16 protein-coding genes and 1 pseudogene are annotated in these 19,842 nt (G+C 64.1%); 4 read left to right on the top strand and 13 right to left on the bottom strand.

Annotated features, from left to right (window positions below; genetic code table 11):
- Positions 1-20 precede the first annotated feature (20 nt).
- On the bottom strand, positions 21-746 hold the full coding sequence (locus tag ACWPWO_RS04820) for a transporter substrate-binding domain-containing protein (protein ID WP_454004815.1): 726 nt from the start codon (positions 744-746) through the stop codon (positions 21-23).
- Between the two features lie 83 nt (positions 747-829).
- Here ACWPWO_RS04820 and ACWPWO_RS04815 point away from each other — a divergent pair, with 83 nt between their 5' ends.
- On the top strand, positions 830-1,231 hold the full coding sequence (locus ACWPWO_RS04815) for a DoxX family protein (protein ID WP_454004813.1): 402 nt from the start codon (positions 830-832) through the stop codon (positions 1,229-1,231).
- Between the two features lie 12 nt (positions 1,232-1,243).
- Here the strand turns inward: ACWPWO_RS04815 and ACWPWO_RS04810 are convergent, their stop codons facing one another.
- The 3 genes from ACWPWO_RS04810 to ACWPWO_RS04800 are packed head-to-tail and all read right to left on the bottom strand — an operon-like array spanning position 1,244 to position 3,805.
- Positions 1,244-2,605 carry a sensor histidine kinase gene (locus tag ACWPWO_RS04810; RefSeq protein WP_454004811.1) on the bottom strand — a complete coding sequence of 454 codons (1,362 nt, stop codon included), beginning with the start codon at positions 2,603-2,605 and terminating at the stop codon, positions 1,244-1,246.
- Entirely contained in the window at positions 2,602-3,267 is a 666-nt protein-coding gene (locus tag ACWPWO_RS04805) for a response regulator transcription factor (protein WP_454004809.1), read from the bottom strand. Before ACWPWO_RS04805 ends, ACWPWO_RS04810 begins: the two co-directional genes overlap by 4 nt.
- A gap of 1 nt (position 3,268) precedes the next feature.
- A complete protein-coding gene (locus ACWPWO_RS04800; protein ID WP_454004807.1) occupies positions 3,269-3,805 on the bottom strand; it encodes a PepSY domain-containing protein in 537 nt (178 codons plus the stop codon).
- A 514-nt stretch (positions 3,806-4,319) separates the two neighbouring features.
- Between ACWPWO_RS04800 and ACWPWO_RS04795 the strand changes: the two genes are divergently transcribed.
- Positions 4,320-4,742, top strand: a complete 423-nt coding sequence (locus tag ACWPWO_RS04795) for a hypothetical protein (RefSeq protein ID WP_454004805.1) — start codon at positions 4,320-4,322, stop codon at positions 4,740-4,742.
- 207 nt (positions 4,743-4,949) lie between these two features.
- On the top strand, positions 4,950-6,572 hold the full coding sequence (locus tag ACWPWO_RS04790; protein WP_454004803.1) for an acyl-CoA synthetase: 1,623 nt from the start codon (positions 4,950-4,952) through the stop codon (positions 6,570-6,572).
- A 363-nt stretch (positions 6,573-6,935) separates the two neighbouring features.
- Here the strand turns inward: ACWPWO_RS04790 and pstB are convergent.
- The 5 genes and pseudogenes from pstB to ppk1 all read right to left on the bottom strand — a co-directional run bounded on the left by pstB (position 6,936) and on the right by ppk1 (position 12,992).
- Positions 6,936-7,714, bottom strand: a pseudogene (gene pstB, locus ACWPWO_RS04785) (phosphate ABC transporter ATP-binding protein PstB).
- Positions 7,715-7,749: 35 nt separating this feature from the next.
- Positions 7,750-8,613, bottom strand: coding sequence for a phosphate ABC transporter permease PstA (gene pstA, locus ACWPWO_RS04780; RefSeq protein ID WP_454004801.1), 864 nt, complete (start codon positions 8,611-8,613; stop codon positions 7,750-7,752).
- Positions 8,614-8,625: 12 nt separating this feature from the next.
- Positions 8,626-9,564 carry a phosphate ABC transporter permease subunit PstC gene (pstC, locus tag ACWPWO_RS04775; protein ID WP_394064627.1) on the bottom strand — a complete coding sequence of 313 codons (939 nt, stop codon included), beginning with the start codon at positions 9,562-9,564 and terminating at the stop codon, positions 8,626-8,628.
- Between the two features lie 214 nt (positions 9,565-9,778).
- Positions 9,779-10,822, bottom strand: coding sequence for a phosphate ABC transporter substrate-binding protein PstS (pstS, locus tag ACWPWO_RS04770; protein WP_454004798.1), 1,044 nt, complete (start codon positions 10,820-10,822; stop codon positions 9,779-9,781).
- A 97-nt stretch (positions 10,823-10,919) separates the two neighbouring features.
- Complete coding sequence (gene ppk1, locus ACWPWO_RS04765; protein ID WP_454004796.1) at positions 10,920-12,992, bottom strand: polyphosphate kinase 1; 2,073 nt, start codon at positions 12,990-12,992, stop codon at positions 10,920-10,922.
- 253 nt (positions 12,993-13,245) lie between these two features.
- Between ppk1 and ACWPWO_RS04760 the strand changes: the two genes are divergently transcribed.
- Positions 13,246-14,736 (top strand): Ppx/GppA phosphatase family protein, encoded by a 1,491-nt coding sequence (locus tag ACWPWO_RS04760; protein ID WP_454004794.1) that lies wholly within the window; start codon positions 13,246-13,248, stop codon positions 14,734-14,736.
- Between the two features lie 80 nt (positions 14,737-14,816).
- On the opposite strand, the gene ACWPWO_RS04755 is transcribed toward ACWPWO_RS04760, so the two are convergent.
- From ACWPWO_RS04755 to ftsH, 4 genes are all read right to left on the bottom strand, one after another.
- Positions 14,817-15,599 carry a GNAT family N-acetyltransferase gene (locus ACWPWO_RS04755; protein ID WP_454004792.1) on the bottom strand — a complete coding sequence of 261 codons (783 nt, stop codon included), beginning with the start codon at positions 15,597-15,599 and terminating at the stop codon, positions 14,817-14,819.
- Between the two features lie 68 nt (positions 15,600-15,667).
- Entirely contained in the window at positions 15,668-17,011 is a 1,344-nt protein-coding gene (gene glmM, locus ACWPWO_RS04750) for a phosphoglucosamine mutase (RefSeq protein WP_454004790.1), read from the bottom strand.
- Complete coding sequence (folP, locus tag ACWPWO_RS04745) at positions 17,008-17,850, bottom strand: dihydropteroate synthase (RefSeq protein WP_454004788.1); 843 nt, start codon at positions 17,848-17,850, stop codon at positions 17,008-17,010. Before folP ends, glmM begins: the two co-directional genes overlap by 4 nt.
- 24 nt (positions 17,851-17,874) lie before the next feature.
- The gene (ftsH, locus tag ACWPWO_RS04740; protein WP_454004786.1) at positions 17,875-19,782 is read right to left on the bottom strand and encodes an ATP-dependent zinc metalloprotease FtsH; all 1,908 of its coding nucleotides are present in this window, start codon (positions 19,780-19,782) and stop codon (positions 17,875-17,877) included.
- Positions 19,783-19,842 lie beyond the last annotated feature (60 nt).

The raw sequence follows: 19,842 nt of genomic DNA, 5'->3' as shown, positions 1-19,842 counted from the left end.
CGGTGCGCATCGCTGTTCTTCTAGTCGGGCACGCTCACATTGGCCTGGCCGCTATCGGCCAGGAACTGGGCCACCATGCCCTCGCTTTTCTGGCGCGCGATGAAGGCTTCCAGCCAGGCATGGGCCAGGGTGCGGCCCGACGGCACGGCCATGGCCTGGCGTATCACGGTAAAGCTGTCAGCCAGCACGCGCAGGCCCGTGCGCGAACGGGCGTACCGTTCCAGCGGCTGACGCACGCCGGCCGCCGCGTCCAGCTCCTGTTCCACGAACAGGTCGATGGCCGCCGCCGATGTAGGCGCTCGCACCAGATCGGCCTGCTTCAGGGTTCGGGTGAGGAACAGGTCGTAGGCCGCGCCCTTGCCCACGGCAATGCACACGCCGCGCTGGTCGAGCTGGTCCACGCCCTGATAGGCGGAGTCGGCGCGCACCAGGTAGGTCCCCTCGATATGCACATAGGCTTGTGTGAACAGGATTCTCTCGGCGCGCTTGGGGTCGATGGCCAGAAAGGCCAGGTCCCAGTCGTCCCTGTAGACGCCTTCGACCACCGACTGCGCGGAATCGTAGGAGTGGAACTGCACGCTCAGCCCCAGTTCCTGGGCCACGCTGCGGGCCAGATCCGCCGACACGCCGCGCGGAGCCTGCTCGTGCTCGCCGCGCTGCGCCAGTACGGGATTGCCGTAGTTGATGGCGACGCGCAGCACGCCCGTGGGAGCCAGTTCAGCGGCGACAGCCTGTTTTTGTGTCATGGATACGCTCCGTCATACTTGTTGATCCTGTGTCCCCCTACAATACCCCACGTTGCCAACCTTTCAAATTGTGGAGACTGTGCATGTCCCGGGATGATCTTGGAAAACTGATTCTGCGCGTGGGCGTGGGCCTGCTGCTCTTGCTGCACGGCATCGCCAAGATACGCTACGGCATAGGCAACATCGAGAAAATGGTGGTGGCCAACAATCTGCCGTCCGTCGTGGCCTGGGGCGTGTACCTGGGCGAGGTCGTCGCGCCGGCCCTGATGATCCTGGGCTATTACGCTCGCGCCGCGGGCCTGGTGGCCGCGCTGAGCATGGTCATCGCCCTGCTTCTGGCCCACAGCGGGCAGTTCGGCTCGTTTACGGCGCAGGGGATCTGGAGCCTGGAGCTGCAGGGCCTGTTCCTGATCGGCTGCCTGGCCGTGGGCCTGATCGGCGCCGGCAAGTACAGCGTGGGCGGCGGCAGCGGCCCCTGGAACTGAACGGCGCAGGGATCAGGCGGCCAGAACCAGGTCCAGCCGCAGGCCGCCTTTGTCGGAGGGTCCGGCCTGCACCCGGCCATGGTAGCTCTCGGCCAGTTCGCGCACGATATCCAGTCCCAGGCCAAAGCCCGGATAGCGCTCGTCGGCCCGCTGGCCGCGCCCGAACACGCGCTCGAGCTGGTCGGGGTCCAGTCCCGGCCCGTCATCCTCGACCACCAGGCGCAGCGCACCTTGCTCCAGGCTCACGCGGCACCAGACATGCCGTGCGGCCCACTTGCAGGCATTGTCGAGCAGATTGCCCGCCATTTCCTGCAGATCCTGCTCTTCGCCCTTGAATACCAGCTCCCGGTCAGGCAGATCCAGATGAATCTGCTTTTCCGCATGCAGCCGGCCCATGACGCGACACAAGGACTGCAAGCTGGCCCGCACATCCGTGCGCACGCCTATGGCGCGCACCGCCGTGGCCCTGGCCCTGGACAAATGATGATCGACCTGGCGCTGGGCCAGGGCGACCTGTTCGCTGACCACCGCGGCCAATTGCGGATCCGCGCCCGCGGCCGCATTGCCCATGATGGTCAGCGGAGTCTTGACGGCATGGGCCAGGTTGCCGGCCTTCGCCCGCGCGCGATCCACCATGCGGGCGTTGGCATGCAGCACGGCGTTGAAGTCGTCCACCAAGGGCTGGATCTCCGAGGGAAAGCGCCCTCCTATCTCGGGCTGGCGTCCCTCCTGCACGTCCAGCAGGCGCCGGCGCAGCAATTGCAGGGGATACAAGGCCAGCACCACCTGCAGCACGGCCGCCAGGATCAGGCCCAGCGCCAGGCCGCCCAGGGACAGGAACAGGATGCGCTGGAAGCGCTCCAGCGGCTCGGCCAGCAGCCCCCGGCTCCCTGCCACCATGATCTGCAGGCTTTGTCCCTTGTCGTTGACCTCGTCCAGCTCCTGGCGCAAGACGATCAGCGGCTGCTTCTCCGGCCCCGGCAGGGTGAAGGAGCCATGCGCGCTGCCTGCGGCGTTCGCATCCAGCGCCTCATCCCACAGCGAAGTGGAACGCAGCGCGACCGTCCATTTCCCGCCCGTCGCCTCGCGCCGGGCAATTTGCCAGTACATGCCTGAATAAGGTTGTTCGAACAGGGGATCGCTCAGGCGGGACTGCAGGGAGAGATTGTTGAGATTCTCCAGATTGACGTCGGCCATGATCTGGTCCAGATGCGTCTGCAATCGCTGCTCGAACTGACGATAGACGTGGTCCTGGAACAGGCGGTTCAAGCCCAGCCCCGCCAGGACGATGCTGACCAGGATCCAGGCCAGCGTGCCCAGCAGCAGCCGGCTGCGCAGCGAACCCAGGGCCGCGTGGCTGCGCTCCGGCTTCATGCGGCGGGATCCACCAGGCGGTAGCCCATGCCCCGCACCGTTTCGATATAGCCGGCCGGCAGCTTCTTGCGCAGGCGCACGATGAAGACCTCGATGGTGTTGGAGTCGCGCTCGAAATCCTGGGAATAGATATGCTCGGTCAACTGCGTGCGCGACAGTACCTGGCCCGGGTGATGCATCATGAAGGCCAGCAGGCGATATTCATGGCTGGTCAGGGTCAGGGTCATGCCATTGCAATTGATGGTCGAGGAACGCGGATCCAGCTCCAGGGCGCCGACCTGCAGGCGCGGATTGGCCTGACCCGCCGCCCGCCGCAGCAAGGCTCGCATCCGGGCCAGCAGTTCCTCCATGTGGAAAGGCTTGCCGACATAGTCGTCGGCGCCCGCGTCCATCCCTTCGACCTTGTCGTGCCAGTCGTTGCGGGCGGTGAGGATCAGCACCGGCATCGTGAGGTTCGCCGCACGCCAACGCCGCAGCACCGACACGCCGTCCATGCCGGGCAGGCCCAGGTCCAGGACGATGGCGTCGAAAGGCTCGACTTCGCCCAAATAATGTCCTTCGCGGCCGTCATGGGCCACCTGCACCGCATAGCCCGCCCGCTCCAGCGCCTGCTGCAACTGGCCCGCCAGCGTGGGTTCGTCTTCGACGACCAGTATCCGCATGTCAGCGTCCCCCCTTGGGCGCACGCTTGGGGCCGCGCACGGCCAGGACCTCGGCCGTCAAGGCGTCTACCTTGAGGCGCAGGAGGCGGTTTTCATCGAACAGCATGCGAATGTCGTACACCCAGACTCCAAAACGATCATCATATTCAAACTGCACGCGCAGCACGCGGCCCGGATAGTCGTGCCGCAGGCGGCGCAGGACCTCGCGCAAAGGCAAGGCTTCGCCGCGGCGCACGGCCTCGCGCGCCTGGTCGTGGCCCCGGTAGGCCGGGCCCGGCGGCCAGTGCGGACTGGGCCCGAAACGTTCGGCAGGCGCCGGCAGGGGCGGCGGCGGCGGCGGAAAATCCCCCGCGCGCAATGGCTCGCGCCCGGGCCCGCCGCCTTCGTCCTCATCAGGCCAGGCATATCCTTCGTGCGCGTCCGGCGCACGGTCCCGGCGTGCCGCGTCATGCGAATGCGCCTGCAACAGCGGCGGCGCCGCCGTCAGCGCGGCGCCCAGAACCAGGCAGGATATAGACAAGCGCTTGGGGGTTTTCATCGGAACACGGCTGGACAAGACATAAAAGAGGGACGAAAGGATCACGCCCCTGTGTATAGCAAGTTCCAGATGAACATAACATGAACGCGGACTTCAGACTGGATTCAGAGCCCTGCTCCCATAATGGGCACCAGGCTGATACGAACCAGCCTGACTTTTCCTACTGCAAGGAGCATCACCATGAAACGCTCGACATTGATCTGCGCTGTGATTATGGGTACCACGGGTGTATTGGGCGGCACGGCCGCCCTGGCGCAAAAACCGGCCCCCGCCCCCCAGTCCGCCGTACATCCCGCAACGCCTGCGGCGCCTGCAGCCCAAGCTCCTGCAGCCAAGAAGGAACCGGGCGCCACGGCGCACACGCACGCCACGGGCCATGCTCCCGCCAAGCATGCGAAACACGCCCGCTGAACAATGATTTCTTTCCCTGGGTCAGGCCCGGCCTGACCCTTCTTTCCCAACCTGAACAGGAAAACGACCCCTCCCCGCTTTCCGCCTCACGAAGGAGCTGTTCATGAAACACACTTCCCTGTTTGCCTCCCTGGCCCTTGCCGCCGGCCTGCTGGGCGGCACTGCCGCCATGGCCCAGGAAACCGCCAAGACTCCCCAGGCCGAAGCCGCCACCCAGCAGGCGCGACCCGCCCGCGCCCACAAGCCTCTGACGGCTGAGCAGATCAAGGACGTCGGCCCCGCCTATCAGCGTCTCAAGGATGCCGGCTACACCAAGGTGGGCAGCATCATGCAACGCGACGACAAGATCATCGCCACCGTCGTGGACAAGGACGGAAAAGTGCTGCGCGTCAAGGCCGAAGGCGAAAACGGCGCCTTCACCCCTTGGGAGCCCAAGAAGGACAAGCGCCACCACCGCCGTGGCAGCCATGATGAATCCAAGGGCGAGGCGCAAGCCGCCCCCGCCGCTGCACAGGTCAGCAGCTGAATCCCGAGCGCCCTCCAGGGCGCTTTCCATAAGCGAAACCCGGCGCAAGGGAGACGCCGGGTTTCGCTTATGGAGAGACGCTTCATATGCTAAGGCGACAAAGCAAAGTCCTTTATCTGCAAGCATCTACATATAAGCCCGAATAGGGAAAGCTCCGCGAACCGGCTAGGATAGATCGTCGCATCCGGATTCAAGGAACGTACCCTCATGCTGTCTGCTGGCTCTGGCTATACAAGCGCGTATTCGCAGTTTCGCTGGTCCATCCCCGAGCACTACAACATCGCATCGGACGCCTGCGACAAATGGGCTGACGGTTCGGGGCGGCTGGCGCTGATACAGCAGATGCCCGACGGCGAAGTGCGGCGCTACACCTTCGACCAGCTCAAGGCCTGGTCCGACTCGCTGGCCGCCGCCTGGCAGGCCCAGGGCCTGTGCCGGGGCGATCGCATCGGCATCCTGCTGGCGCAGGGGCTGGAGACCGCCATCGCGCACCTGGCCACCTACAAGATCGGCGCCATCGCCATGCCGCTGTTTACCCTGTTCGGCACGGACGCGCTGAGCTACCGTCTGAACGACTCCGGCGCACGCGCCCTGGTCACCGATCAGGCCGGCCTTGACGCCCTGCGCCCGGTCAAGCACCAATTGACCAGCCTAAAGCGCGTCTATAGCGTGGATTCCACCCGCACCTGCCCCGAGGCCCTGTCCTTCTGGCAGGTGCTGCGCGCCTGCGAGCCCGGCGCTCCCAACCGTGTGAACACCCGCGCCGACGATCCCGCCCTGCTGATCTACACCTCCGGCACCACGGGCTCGGCCAAGGGCGCCCTGCACGCCCACCGCGTCCTGCTGGGCCACCTGCCCGGCGTGGAAATGTCGCACAACTTTTTGCAGGACGGCCAGGGCCTGATGTGGACGCCGGCCGACTGGGCCTGGATAGGCGGCCTGCTGGATGTGCTGCTGCCCGCTTGGCATCACGGGATTCCCGTGCTGGCGCACCGTTTTCCCAAATTCGACGCCGAAGCCGCCTGGAAGCTGATGGCTGACCACGGCGTGACGCACACCTTCCTGCCGCCCACCGCCCTGAAAATGCTGCGCCGCAGCCCCTCGCCGCGCAATCGTTGGACACTGCGGCTGCAATCGATCGCCAGCGGCGGAGAATCGCTGGGCGCGGAACTCCTGGAGTGGGCACGGCAGGAACTGGGCATCACCATCAACGAGTTCTACGGCCAGACCGAATGCAACATGATCGTGTCCTCCTGCTCGGCCTGGTTCCCCGGCCAGGCCGGCAAGATCGGCAAGCCGGTGCCCGGCCACCGCGTGGCGGTGGTGGATGATGCGGGCCGCCCGGCGCCGGCGGGCGTGGAAGGCCACATCGCCGTGCAGCGGCCCGATCCGGTCATGTTCCTGGAGTACTGGCAACGGCCCGAAGCCACGCGCGAAAAGTTTGCGGGCGACTGGCTGCTGACCGGGGACAAGGGCATGGCGGACGAGGAAGGCTACATCCGCTTTGTGGGCCGCAACGACGACGTCATCACCAGCGCGGGCTACCGCATCGGCCCCGGCCCCATCGAGGACGGGCTGCTGGGCCACAGCGCCGTGGCCATGGCGGCCGTGGTCGGCATTCCCGACCCCGAACGCACCGAGATCGTGAAAGCCTTCGTGGTCCTGAAGGAGGGCGTCGAACCGTCCGACGCCCTGGTGAAGGACATCCAGGAACACATCAAGCGGCGCGTCGCCGCCCACGAATACCCCAGGGCGATCGAATTCGTGGACACCCTGCCCATGACGGCGACGGGCAAGGTCATACGGCACGCCTTGCGGCAGCGCGGCTAGGCGCAAGCTTATGGAACAGTTCTTCGTCGGCTTGCCGGTGCGGCGCACCGGTACCCTTGCCGGCTCACGTTCACGACGCTGGCATCCCAACCCCGCGCCCCGCCTGCGGCAAGCCGTCTGACCCGCCCTGTCTGGCTTTCCAGCGATTTGAACGGCTCATGATAGCTCTCGCATCGAACAGGCCATAACCGATTGGAAGCCTCATCGTATGACGGTACAGGCGCCTGGCACGGCGTGAGCGGACACCCTGCCGTTTGGGCCAAGGGATTTCCGTAAATCGGCGAAAAACCTAAAAAAACCCCGCCATGAGGCGGGGTCTGGGGGAAACGGTATAACGGCCTTGGCGCCGCCAGCGTACAACAATCAACCGAAACGGCCGGTGATGTAGTCCTCGGTCTCCTTGCGGGCCGGCTTGACGAAGATCTGGTCGGTCTCGCCGAATTCCATCAATTCGCCCAGATACATATAGGCCGTGTAGTCCGAGCAGCGGGCGGCCTGCTGCATGTTGTGCGTCACGATGACCACGGTGTAGTCGGTCTTCAGTTCGGCGATCAGTCTTCGATCTTGGCCGTGGAGATGGGGTCCAGGGCCGAGCAGGGTTCGTCCAGCAGCAGGACTTCGGGCTTGATGGCCACGCCGCGGGCGATGCACAGACGCTGCTGCTGGCCGCCGGACAGGCCGTTGCCGCTCTGGTGCAGCTTGTCCTTGACTTCGTTCCACAAGGCGGCCTTGGACAGGGCCCATTCCACGCGCTCGTCCATTTCGCCCTTGCTCAGGCGCTCGAACAGGCGCACCCCGAAGGCGACGTTGTCGTAGATGCTCATGGGGAAAGGCGTGGGCTTCTGGAAGACCATGCCCACCTTGGCGCGGATCAGGGAGATATCCTGCTTGGAGGTCAGCAGGTTCTCGTTGTCCAGCAGGATCTCTCCTTCGGCGCGCTGGCCGGGGTAGAGCTCGTACATGCGGTTCAGCGTACGCAGCAGCGTGGACTTGCCGCAGCCCGAGGGGCCGATGAAGGCCGTGACCTTGTTTTCCTTGATGGACATGTTCACGTTGCGCAGAGCATGGAACTTGCCATAGTAGAAATTCAGGTTCCTGATTTCAATCTTGGTCGATTCGGCAGAGGTAGTGGTTTGACTCATAGCGATCAGGCCGACGAGGGCGCTCCGTGAAAACTTTATTTATTGCGGAAAAGGCTGCGGGCCAGAATATTGATGCCCAGAACCAGCAAGGTGATCAGGACCGCGCCGGCCCAGGCCAGGCGGTTCCAGTCCTCGAAGGGGCTGGCGGCGTATTGGAAGATCACCACCGGCAGGTTGGCCAGCGGGGCGTTCATGTTCAAGGACATGAACTGATTGTTCAGGGCGGTGAACAGCAGCGGCGCGGTCTCGCCCGAAATGCGGGCCACGGCCAGCAGGATGCCGGTGATGATGCCCGAACGCGCGGCGCGATAGGACACGGCCATGATGATCTTCCACTTGGGGCAGCCCAGGGCGGCAGCGGCTTCACGCAGGCTGTTGGGCACCAGCAGCAGCATGTTGTCAGTGGAGCGCACCACCACCGGAATCACCAGGATGGCCAGGGCCAGGGCGCCGGCCCAGCCGGAGTAATGCCCCACCTGCGCCACGTGCACCGCATAGATGAACAGGCCGATGATGATGGACGGGGCCGACAGCAGCACGTCGTTCAGAAAGCGCGTGGCCGGCGCCAGCCAGCCGCGCTGGCCGTATTCGGCCAGATAGGTGCCGGCCAGGATGCCGATGGGCGTGCCGATCAGCGTGCCCACGGCGGCCATCATGACGCTGCCCACGATGGCGTTGAGCAGGCCGCCCTCGCCGCCGGGCGGCGGGGTGCTTTCGGTCAGCAGCGACCAGGCCATTTCGCTGGTGCCCTTCTCGATCAGGGTCAAGATGATCCAGAACAGCCAGAACAGGCCGAAGATCAGGGTGGCGAAGGAAATCCCCAGCATCAGGCGGTTGAAGATCTGCCGGCGCTTGTAGATGGGGTTGTCCAGACTGATGGCGGATTTTTTATCGAACATGATGTATGACCCTTAGCGCGACGAACCTTCGTTCTTGGCCAGACGCAGCAACAGCAGCTTGGAGATCGCCAGCACGACGGTGGTGATCAGGAACAGGATCAGGCCCAGTTCCAGCAGCGCGGACTTCTGCATGCCGCCCGCTTCGTTGAATTCGTTGGCCAGCGCCGAGGCGATGGAGTTGGATGGGGCGAACAGCGAGTTAGGCAGGTTGAAGGAGTTGCCGATCACGAAGGTGACGGCCATGGTCTCGCCCAGGGCGCGCCCCAGGCCCAGCATGATGCCGCCGATGACCCCGTTCTTGGTGAAGGGCAGGACCACGCGCCACATCACTTCCCAGGTCGTGCTGCCCAGGCCGTAGGCCGATTCCTTGAGCATGGGCGGCACCAGTTCGAACACGTCGCGCATCACGGCGGTGATGAAGGGGATCACCATGATGGACAGGATCAGGCCGGCGGTGAACACGCCGATGCCGAAAGGAGGGCCGGCGAAGATCTGGCCCAGCACGGGCACGCCCGCGAACAGGGAGATCAGCGAGGGCTGCACGTAGGCCTGGAACAGCGGCACGAAGACGAACAGGCCCCACATGCCATAGATGATGGACGGAATGGCGGCCAGCATCTCGATGGCCGTGCCCAGCGGGCGGCGCAGCCAGGTCGGCGACAGTTCGGTCAGGAACATGGCGATCCCGAAGGAGACGGGTACCGCGATACAGAGCGCGATCAGGGAAGTCAGCAAAGTGCCCACGATGGGCACCAGGGCGCCGTATTCGTTGTTGACCGGGTCCCAGTTATCCGTCCAGAGAAAGGAGAAACCGTATTCGGCGATGGACTCCCGGCTTCCGTAGATCAGGGAAATGGAGATGGCGGCCAGCAGGATGAACACGAAGAACGCAAAAGAGCGCGTCATGTTCTTGAATATGCCATCCATAAGGGCGTTCTGATTTGATTTCATGTAGACAGATGAAGTGTCAGGCCGGAATGGGACAAACGAACAGACGCTGTGCCTTCAGCCCTCGGCCGCCCGGGACGGACTGTCGCCGGAAGCCGCTGAATGCGCCGTACGTTCAAGACAAAACCGTAATTTTTACATAACAAAGACGGCGCCACCTAGCGGTGGGCCGTCTCGGGAGATCAATTTACAACTGACCTGTATTTGAACACGAATCTTACTTCCAGATCGCAGCGCCGTCTTTGGTCTTGATCTCGGCAGCCCAGGCGGCCTTGATCTGATCCGTCACGTCCTTGGGCAGGGCGACGTAATCCAGCTCTTCAGCGGACTTGGCGCCGTTCTCGAAGGCCCAGTTGAAGAAGTCCAGCACGGCCTTGCCGCTTTCGGGCTTGTCCTGCGACTTGTGCATCAGGATGAACGTGGCCGAGGTGATGGGCCAGGATTCGGCGCCGGGCTCTTCGGTCAGGATCACGCCCATGCCGGGCGCGCTCTTCCAGTCGGCGTTGGCGGCGGCGGCGGCAAAGCTGGCCTGGCCGGGCTGCACGAACTGGCCGTCCTTGTTCTGCAGTTGCGTCCAGGACAGTTTGTTCTGCTTGGCGTAGGCGTACTCGACGTAGCCGATGGAGTCTTTCAGCTGGCGCACGTAGGCGGCGACGCCTTCGTTGCCCTTGCCGCCCTGGCCGGTGGGCCACTTGACGGCCTTGCCTTCGCCGACCTGGGCTTTCCAGTCGGGCGAAACCTTGGACAGGTAGTTGGTCCAGCCGAACGTGGTGCCCGAACCGTCGGAGCGGTGCACGACCACGATGTCCTTGCTGGGCAGCTTCAGGTCGGGGTTCAGGGCCTTGATGGCCGGGTCGTCCCACTTGGTGATCTTGGCCAGGTAGATGTCGCCCAGGACCTTGCCGGACAGCTTCAGCTTGCCGGGCTCGATGCCTTCGATGTTGACCACGGGCACCACGCCGCCGATCACGGCCGGGAACTGGATCAGGCCTTCTTTTTCCAGCACTTCGCCCTTCATGGGGTCGTCGGAGGCGCCGAAGTCGACCGTCTTGGCGATGATCTGCTGCTGACCGCCACCCGAGCCGATGGACTGGTAGTTCACGCGATTGTTGGTTTGCTTGGCGTATTCAGCAGCCCATTTGGCGTAGATGGGGTATGGGAAGGAAGCGCCCGCGCCGGTGATGTCGGCGGCCGTGGCGGATGCTGCGAATGCGCTGAAGGCCAGAGCAATGGTTACCTTGTTAAATACACGTTTCAACATCGAGAAATCCTCTTGATGATAGTCAGAGACAGGCCCACCCTGTATGTGACGACATGTTAAACAGCCTTTATGACATGTTCGTGACAATGAAGTCTTTTCACGCCCCGCCCAGGCGGTGCATCAGGAACTGGTGCAGGTTGAATGGGGTGCGGCGGCTGCGGATGCGGCTGTAGGTTCCGTCCGAATTGGCCTTCCAGGCCAGTTGGTTGTCGCGCAGCGCGAAGGTGAAGGCCTCGGAGATGACGCGCTTCTTCAGGCTTTTGTCCAGCACGGGCACGCCCAGTTCCACGCGGCGGAAGAAGTTGCGGTCCATCCAGTCGGCCGAAGAAATGAATACATCCTCCTGCCCTTCGTTGTGGAAATAAAACACCCGCGAATGCTCCAGGAAGCGCCCGATGATGGAGCGCACCTGGATGTTCTCGGACAGGCCCGGCACGCCCGCGCGCAGCGCGCAGGCGCCGCGCACCACCAGATCCACCTTCACGCCTGCCTGGCTGGCATCGTACAGGGCCTGGATGATCCTGGGCTCCAGCAGGGAGTTCATCTTGGCCATGATGCGGGCGCGCTTGCCGGCCAGGGCGTGTTCGGTCTCCTTCTGGATGCGCGCCATCATGCTGTCGTGCAGCGTGAAGGGGGATTGCAGCAGCAACTTGAGCGGCCGCCAGGCGCCCAGCCCCGTCAGCAGGGAAAAGACCTTGTCCATGTCCTCGCAGATGTCCTGGTTGGCCGTGATCAGCCCGAAGTCCGTATACAGGCGCGCGGTGCGCGGGTGGTAGTTGCCCGTGCCCAGGTGCCCGTAACGTCGTATGCAGCCTTCTTCGCGGCGCAGCACCAGGGCCATCTTGGCGTGGGTCTTGTGGCCCACCACGCCGTAGCTGACGTGCGCGCCCACTTCTTCCAGCTTGGCGGCCCAGTTGATGTTGGTCTGTTCATCGAAGCGCGCCATCAGCTCCACCACCACCGTCACTTCCTTGCCCGCCCGGGCGGCCGACAGCAGGATGTTCATCAGCTCGGAATCCTCGCCGGTGCGGTAGATGGTCTGCTTGATGCCGACCACGGCCGGATCGGCCGCCGCGGCCCGCAGAAAGCTGAGCACGGGCTGGAAGGACTGGTAGGGGTGATGCAGCAACTGGTCCTTGCGGGCGATCGCCGCGAAGAACTGCGCGGGATGGTCGAAGGAGGCGTCGAAAGGCGCCGGGATGGGCGCGCGGTAGTCCGGAAACAGCAGGTCCGGGCGGTCGGGCGCATTGCACAGCTGCATCAGGCGCGACAGATTGACCGGCCCGCGCACGCGGTAGGTGTCCGGCCCTTCGAGCGAGAACTCGCTCTGCAGGAAGCGCTCCAGGCTTTCGGGCATGGACTGGTCGATCTCCAGGCGCACCGCCGCCCCGAAATTGCGCTGCGACAGTTCGCCCTGCAGGGCCGAACGCAGATTGGTGACTTCTTCCTCGTCCACGAACAGGTCGCTGTTGCGGGTGACGCGCCACTGATAGCAGCCCTTGACGTCCATGCCGGGGAACAGCTCGTTGACGAACACGCTGATGAGCGAGGTCAGCATCATGTAGCCCTGCGGGATGCCGGCGATGTCGTCCGGCACGCGGATGACGCGCGGCAGGGCGCGCGGCGCCTGCACGATGGCGATGGTGCCGCTGCGTCCGAAGGCGTCCTCGCCGCTGAGCGCCACGATGTAGTTCAGGCTCTTGTTGTAGACGCGCGGAAACGGGTGCGCCGGGTCCAGCCCGATGGGCGTGAGCAGGGGCATGACGTCGCGCTGGAAGGTCTGGTAGGCCCATTCGCGCTGGGCCTCGGTCCAGCGCGCGGGCAGCAGCAGGCCTATGCCCTCCTCCATCAGGATGGGCAGCACCGTCTGCATCAGCAGGCTGTTCTGCCGCTCCACCAGCTGGTGCGTGGCCAGTTGCACCCGCTCGAAGGCCTCCAGGGGCAGAAAGCCGTCGTCGCCGATCTGGTGCGGATTCTGGTGGATCTGCTCCTTCAGGCTGGAGATGCGGATTTCGAAGAACTCATCCAGATTGGAGCTGACGATGCAGATGTAGCGCAAGCGCTCCAGCAAGGGCGTGCTCGGGTTCTCGGCCATGGCCAGAACACGCTCGTTGAACTTGAGCAGCGATAGTTCGCGATTGAGCAAAGTTGAATCGGGAGAAGGCAGCATGGTGAGGTCGTTGTCCAACAGAGGAGGAAAGGATCGACAGACTTTTACTACATGAATATTACTGTTCTATGAACGAGAGGCGATCCACGGCCACGGCGGCGCAGGCGCGTGTCCCAACCCGCCGTCTTGAAAGCCGGAAGCGCGGTGGGTGGAGGAGCCGATTGCGTATCTTTTGCGAATTTTCCGGGTTATGTAACAAAACACACGATTAATGTCCTTATAATCGCACAGTATTCATCCTCAGCGATTCCTCATGGAACAACTTCTCGCCGCCGTGGATCTCGGCTCCAACAGCTTTCGCCTGTCCATCGGGCGCGTCGTCCAGCACAACGGCCACGCCCAGATTTACGCGATAGACCGCCTGAATGAATCCGTCCGGCTGGCCGCCGGCATGGGCGCCGACAAATGCATCAGCCCGGACGCCATCGAACGCGCGGTGGTCATCCTCAAGCGCTTCAACGAGCGCCTGCTGGGCTTTCACCCCAACCGCGTACGCGCCGTGGCCACCAACACTTTCCGCGTGGCGCGCAACCTCAGCGAAGTGCTGCCCGCGGCCGAAGCAGCGCTCGGCTTTCCCATCGAGGTGATCTCGGGACACGAAGAAGCGCGCCTGATCTTCTCGGGCATCAGCAACGAGCTGCCGCCCTCCCCCAACCGCCGCCTGATGATAGACATCGGCGGGGGCTCCACGGAAGTCATCATCGGCAAGGGCCTCAAGCCCATGCTGCTGTCCTCCCTGTACATGGGCTGCGTCAGCTACACCGACAAGTTCTTTGCCGATGGCGTCATTACGGAAGAGCGCATGCAGAAGGCCATCCTGGCCGCGCGCCGCGAGCTGGAAGGCATCACCCGCCAGTACCGCAAGACCGGCTGGCAGGAAGCCTACGGCTCCTCGGGCACGGCCAAGGGCCTGATCGCCATCCTGCAGGAAAACGGCATGTCCAAGAAGGGGATCACCCTGGAAGGCATGGAACTGCTCAAGAAGCGTCTGGTCCAGGACGGCAAGGTGGACATGCGCACGCTGCACGGCGTCAAGCCGCACCGCGCGCCCGTGCTGGCGGCAGGCCTGGCCATCATGATGGCGGCCTTCCAGGAACTGAAGATACGCCAGATGATGCCCGGCGAAGGCGCCCTGCGCGTGGGCGTGCTGTACGACATGCTGGGCCGCGATTCCGAGCGCGACCAGCGGGCCCAGACCGTGCAGCAGATGATCAAGCGCTATCACGTGGACACCCGCCAGGCGCATCGCGTGCGCGAAGCGGCCCTGAGCCTGTTCCGCGAACTGCGCCTGCCGGACTCGCCCGAGACGCAGGAGCTGTCCCGTCAGCTCGGCTGGGCCGCCGACCTGCACGAAGTCGGCCTGAGCATCGCCCATGCCGACTACCACAAGCACACCGCCTATGTGCTGGAGCATGCGGACATGCCCGGCTTCTCCAACGACGACCAGGCCATGCTCAGCTTCCTGAGCCTGGGCCACCAGGGCAAGCTGGGCAAGCTCAAGCGCTTCGAGACCAGCAACGCCTGGTGGCTGACCCTGCTCAGCCTGCGCCTGGCCGTCATCCTGATGCGCCGCCGCGAGGACATGGAAACCCTGCCCCTGCACATCGAACTGCAGGGCAAGAAAGTGCTGATCCGCCAGAACGCCGGCTGGATGGCCACGCACCCCTTGTCGCAGGCCTCGCTGCAGGCCGAGGTACAGGCCTGGCAGACCGACCATAACGACCTGAGCCTGGAACTGGCCTGATTGCAAAGCCAGACAAAAAAAGCGCATCCTGGGATGCGCTTTTTTCGTCCGTCCAGACGAGCAGCCCGACGGGGAGCGGATCAGGCCAGGCCGAAGTGCCGCTTGTAGCGCTCGTCCATGGCATGCAGGTCCAGCAGCACGGGGAAATCCGCCGTGTTGAAGTCCGGGTCCCAGGCCGGCTCGCCGCAAATGGTGGCCCCCAGCTTCAGATAGCCTTTGATCAGCGGCGGGATGCGCGCCGGCAGGTCGCTGTCCAGGCGTTCTATCGGATAGCGGTTCAAGGGCCGCACCTGCGGGACCTCGGGATGATCCTGCATGGACTTTCGGGCCACGCGCCAGACTTCGGCCGCCGTCACGCCGTCATCGCGCAGGCTGACGCTGGCGCAGCCCAGCAGATAGCGGTAGCCTCCCATGCGCATGAGCGCGGCAATGCCGCCCCACAGCATCATGATGGCCGAACCGTTCCGGTAGTCCGGATGGATGCACGAGCGTCCGACCTCGACCAGGCTGGGCCGCAAGGCGTCCAGGGACCCGATGTCGAATTCGGACTCCGAATAGTAGGCGCCCGCCAGCTTGGCCTTTTCAGGCGTCAGCAGCCGGTAGGTGCCGATGACCCGGTTGCTTTCCGGCTCGGTCACCATGAAATGCTCGCACCATTGGTCGAAACGGTCCGTGTCCAGGCCCGTATGCTGGTCCGGGAAGACCGCGTTCATTTCCTCGGTAAAAACCTGGAACCGCAGGCGCTGCAGGATTTCAAGCTCTTCGTCTGTGCGAGCCAGACGCAAAGCCAATCCTCCGACGGTGTGACCGGCCCAGGTATTGGCCAGGTCAGCCGCGGATCGTGCACGCTCAAGATCTAGCATCGTGGTGACTCCAAAAACTTTAGTGCATGATGCACAAGCAATGTTTCAGGTTTTTGATAGTCAAATTACTATTTCGTTAAATCCACTGCAAGTAGAGCATCAATTCCCGATTGAGCCAGGTCAGCATCCTCGGCCTCTACCATGAGGCGCAGCTTGGGCTCGGTGCCCGAGGCCCGGATCAGCACCCGGCCGCGATCGCCAAGCTGGCTTTCCACCTGCTTCCTGGCCGTCTGCAGGCCTGCATGGCTCTGCCAGTCCTGGCCCGGCTGCAGCGGTACGTTGACCATGATCTGGGGATACATCTTGAGATCTTTCAGCAGCTCGGACAAGGTCTTGCTACTGTGGCGTAAAGCCGTCAGTACCTGCAGGGCGGCGATGATGCCGTCGCCCGTGGTGTGCCAGTCCAGGCACAGCAGGTGGCCCGAGCTTTCGCCGCCGTACAGCCAGCCGCGCTGCTGCATCAGCTCCAGCACATAGCGGTCGCCCACTTTGGCGCGCTCGAACGCAATGCCCAGCTCGCGCATGCTTTTCTCGAAGCCGAAATTGGTCATCAAGGTGCCGACCACGCCTTGCACGGTCTGGGTCTGCTGGCGATCGCGCACGATCAGGTACAGCAGTTCATCGCCGTTGTAGATGCGGCCGTCCGCATCCACCATCTGCAGGCGATCGGCGTCGCCGTCCAGGGCGATGCCCAGGTCCGCGCCGTGAGTACGCACTTCCTCGGCCAGGCGTTCCGGATAGGTGGCGCCCACTTCCTTGTTGATATTGAAGCCGTCCGGCTGCACGCCGATGGCCACCACTTCGGCGCCCAGCTCGCGGAACACGTGCGGGGCGATGTTGTAGGCGGCGCCGTGCGCCGCATCCACCACGATCTTCAGGCCGTTCAGGTCCAGCTCGTTGGGAAAGGTGCTCTTGCAGAATTCGATGTAGCGGCCGGCGGAGTCGGCCAGGCGGCGGGCGCGACCCAGCGACTCGGACTTGACCCACTGCATGGGCTCGTCGATGGCCTGCTCGATCTTGAGTTCGACCTCGTCGGGCAGCTTGGTGCCCTGGGCCGAGAAGAACTTGATGCCGTTGTCGTAATACGGATTGTGCGAAGCGGAGATGACGATGCCGGCGGCCAGGCGCAAGGTGCGCGTCAGGTAGGCGACGGCGGGCGTGGGCACGGGACCGGCCAGCAGCACGTCGATGCCCGCGGCCGACAGGCCCGCTTCCAGCGCGGACTCCAGCATGCAGCCGGAAATCCGGGTGTCCTTGCCGATCACGACAGTGGGACGACCCTTGCCCTGGTGCTGGCCGGCCAGCACCTTGCCGGCGGCGTAGCCCAGGCGCAGGGCAAATTCGGGATTGATGGTTGGACCGCCTACTTCACCACGGACACCATCGGTGCCGAAATACTTCCGATCGCTCATTCAGAGACTCCATGTTCAACCGCATTCCAGACGTCCAGGGCTTCTCGCATCGCGGCAACGTCATGGACACGGACAACTTTCGCACCCCGGGCCACGCAGGCCAGGGCTGCCGACAGACTACCGATCAGGCGCTGATCCACCGGCTTGCCGGTGACATGCCCGATCATGGACTTGCGCGACAGGCCGATCAGCCAGGGGTAGCCGGGCACTCCTGCCTGCTCCAGGCCGCGCAGCAACTGGTAATTATGGGCGGCCGTCTTGCCGAAGCCAAAACCAGGATCCAGCATGATACGCCTGGAATCCACGCCATGCTGCTGCAAATGGTCACAGCGCTCTTGCAAAAAGTCACGAACTTGTGTCAACACGTTGTCGTAGTGCGGTTCCTTCTGCATGGTGCGCGGCTCGCCCTGCATGTGCATGATGCACAGGCCGCAGTCCGAATCGCGCACGGCCTCCAGCGCGCCGGGCATGCGCAGTGCATAGATGTCGTTGATGATGTCGGCCCCGGCGGCCAGGCTGGCGCGCATGATCTCGGGCTTGAAGGTGTCCACCGACAGCGCCACGCCGGTGGAGCGCAAGGCCTCCACCAGCGGAATGACGCGTTCCATTTCCTGCTCCAGGGACACGGGTTCGGCGCCCGGCCGGGTGGATTCCCCGCCTATGTCCAGGATATCGGCGCCTTCGGCGATCAATTGATGGGCGTGGTCCAGCGCCCGCGGCAGATCGGCATGCTGGTTGCCGTCGTAGAAGGAATCGGGCGTGACATTCACGATCCCCATAACCAAAGGGCGCTCCAGCCCAAGCTGGAAGCGCCCACAAGACCACTCGGAGTGATTCATGAAATAGGCAATGCCTATGAGAAGTTAAACAGGAGTCGTCGCGGCCGTGCCCTTGTCGCCGGTGGGGCTGGCGCCCGTGGCCGGTGGCGTGGAGCCGTCGGACGGAGAGTTGTCGCCGCCGGGCACATGGGGCGCCCGTGGAGGCAGGCCCTTCATGATGTCGTCGATCTGGTCGGCGTCGATGGTTTCCCATTCGAGCAGGGCCTTGGCCATGGCTTCCATCTTGTCGCGGTTGTCCTCGATGAGCTTTCGGGCCACGCCGTACTGCTCGTCGATGATCTTGCGGATCTCGAAGTCCACCTTCTGCATGGTGGCCTCGGACACGTGCGTCGTCTTGGTGACGCTGCGGCCCAGGAACACCTCGCCTTCGTTCTCGGCATACACCACGGGACCGAGCGAATCGGTCATGCCGTAGCGGGTGACGATGTCACGGGCGATCTGCGTGGCGCGCTCGAAGTCGTTGTACGCGCCGGTGGTCATCTGGTTCATGAAGACCTCTTCGGCGATACGGCCGCCGAACAGCACCGCGATCATGTTGAGCAGGCGTTCCTTGTCCATGCTGTAGCGGTCGCCTTCAGGCAGTTGCATGGTCACGCCCAGGGCGCGGCCGCGCGGGATGATGGTGACCTTGTGCACGGGGTCCGTCTTGGGCAGCATGCAAGCCACCAGCGCGTGGCCGGCTTCGTGGTAGGCCGTGTTGCGGCGTTCTTCCTCGGGCATGATCATGGTGCGGCGCTCGGCGCCCATGATGATCTTGTCCTTGGCGCGCTCGAAGTCCTGCATGTCCACCGTGCGGCCGTTGCGGCGGGCGGCGAACAGGGCGGCCTCGTTGACCAGATTGGCCAGGTCGGCGCCGGAGAAGCCGGGCGTGCCGCGGGCCAGCACCACGGGATCCACGTTGGGAGCCAGCGGCACCTTGCGCATGTGCACTTTCAGGATCTGCTCGCGGCCGCGGATGTCGGGCAGGCCGACCACCACCTGGCGGTCGAAGCGGCCGGGACGCAGCAGCGCGGGGTCGAGCACGTCGGGACGGTTGGTGGCGGCGATGACCAGCACGCCCTGGCCGGTTTCGAAGCCGTCCATTTCCACCAGCAACTGGTTCAGAGTCTGTTCGCGTTCGTCGTTGCCGCCGCCCAGGCCGGCGCCGCGCTGACGGCCCACGGCGTCGATTTCGTCGATGAAGATGATGCAGGGAGCCTGCTTCTTGGCGGTCTCGAACATGTCGCGCACGCGCGAGGCGCCCACGCCCACGAACATCTCCACGAAGTCGGAGCCGGAAATGCTGAAGAACGGCACCTTGGCCTCGCCGGCGATGGCGCGTGCGAGCAAGGTCTTGCCGGTGCCGGGCGAACCGACCATCAGGATGCCGCGCGGGATGCGGCCGCCCAGACGCTGGAAGCGGGACGGATCGCGCAGGAAGTCGACCAGTTCCTGCACGTCTTCCTTGGCCTCGTCGCAGCCGGCGACGTCGGCGAAGGTGACGGGATTGGAGTTTTCATCGAGCAGGCGCGCACGCGACTTGCCGAAGCTGAACGCCCCGCCCTTGCCGCCGCCCTGCATCTGGCGCATGAAGAACACCCAGACCCCGATCAGCAGCAGCATGGGGAACCAGGAGATGAACAGGCTGGTCAGGAAGGAAGGTTCTTCGCGGGCCTTGCCCGAAACCTGCACGCCGGACTTGACCAGCTCGGGCACCATCCACAGGTCGCCCGGCGAGGTCAGCGTGTAGCTGCGGCCGGAGTCGGGCGTGACGTGCAGGGTATCGCCCTGAATGTCCACCTTGGTGATGCGGCCGGCGCGCGCATCGTTCATGAATTGCGTGTACGTGACGCCATCGGTGGTTGCCGGCCGGCCGTCGAACTGCTTGAAAACAGTAAACAGCACCAGCGCAATGACCATCCAGATCGCGACTTTGGAAAACGAGTTGTTCAAAGCCAATCTCCTGCGATTGCGATAACTTGCCAAATATGCTGACACACACCTGAACAAGCG

This window comes from Alcaligenes sp. Marseille-Q7550 (assembly GCF_965112015.1).
Note: the sequence above shows the minus strand (reverse complement) of the source record. Positions and strands in the feature narration are given on the sequence as shown.

Bases quoted from the DNA above. Each gene is read 5' to 3' on its own strand.
- ACWPWO_RS04820 (WP_454004815.1), bottom strand. From the start codon at position 746: ATGACACAAAAACAGGCTGTCGCCGCTGAACTGGCTCCCACGGGCGTG.
- ACWPWO_RS04815 (WP_454004813.1), top strand. From the start codon at position 830: ATGTCCCGGGATGATCTTGGAAAACTGATTCTGCGCGTGGGCGTGGGC.
- ACWPWO_RS04810 (WP_454004811.1), bottom strand. From the start codon at position 2,605: ATGAAGCCGGAGCGCAGCCACGCGGCCCTGGGTTCGCTGCGCAGCCGG.
- ACWPWO_RS04805 (WP_454004809.1), bottom strand. From the start codon at position 3,267: ATGCGGATACTGGTCGTCGAAGACGAACCCACGCTGGCGGGCCAGTTG.
- ACWPWO_RS04800 (WP_454004807.1), bottom strand. From the start codon at position 3,805: ATGAAAACCCCCAAGCGCTTGTCTATATCCTGCCTGGTTCTGGGCGCC.
- ACWPWO_RS04795 (WP_454004805.1), top strand. From the start codon at position 4,320: ATGAAACACACTTCCCTGTTTGCCTCCCTGGCCCTTGCCGCCGGCCTG.
- ACWPWO_RS04790 (WP_454004803.1), top strand. From the start codon at position 4,950: ATGCTGTCTGCTGGCTCTGGCTATACAAGCGCGTATTCGCAGTTTCGC.
- pstA (WP_454004801.1), bottom strand. From the start codon at position 8,613: ATGTTCGATAAAAAATCCGCCATCAGTCTGGACAACCCCATCTACAAG.
- pstC (WP_394064627.1), bottom strand. From the start codon at position 9,564: ATGAAATCAAATCAGAACGCCCTTATGGATGGCATATTCAAGAACATG.
- pstS (WP_454004798.1), bottom strand. From the start codon at position 10,822: ATGTTGAAACGTGTATTTAACAAGGTAACCATTGCTCTGGCCTTCAGC.
- ppk1 (WP_454004796.1), bottom strand. From the start codon at position 12,992: ATGCTGCCTTCTCCCGATTCAACTTTGCTCAATCGCGAACTATCGCTG.
- ACWPWO_RS04760 (WP_454004794.1), top strand. From the start codon at position 13,246: ATGGAACAACTTCTCGCCGCCGTGGATCTCGGCTCCAACAGCTTTCGC.
- ACWPWO_RS04755 (WP_454004792.1), bottom strand. From the start codon at position 15,599: ATGCTAGATCTTGAGCGTGCACGATCCGCGGCTGACCTGGCCAATACC.
- glmM (WP_454004790.1), bottom strand. From the start codon at position 17,011: ATGAGCGATCGGAAGTATTTCGGCACCGATGGTGTCCGTGGTGAAGTA.
- folP (WP_454004788.1), bottom strand. From the start codon at position 17,850: ATGAATCACTCCGAGTGGTCTTGTGGGCGCTTCCAGCTTGGGCTGGAG.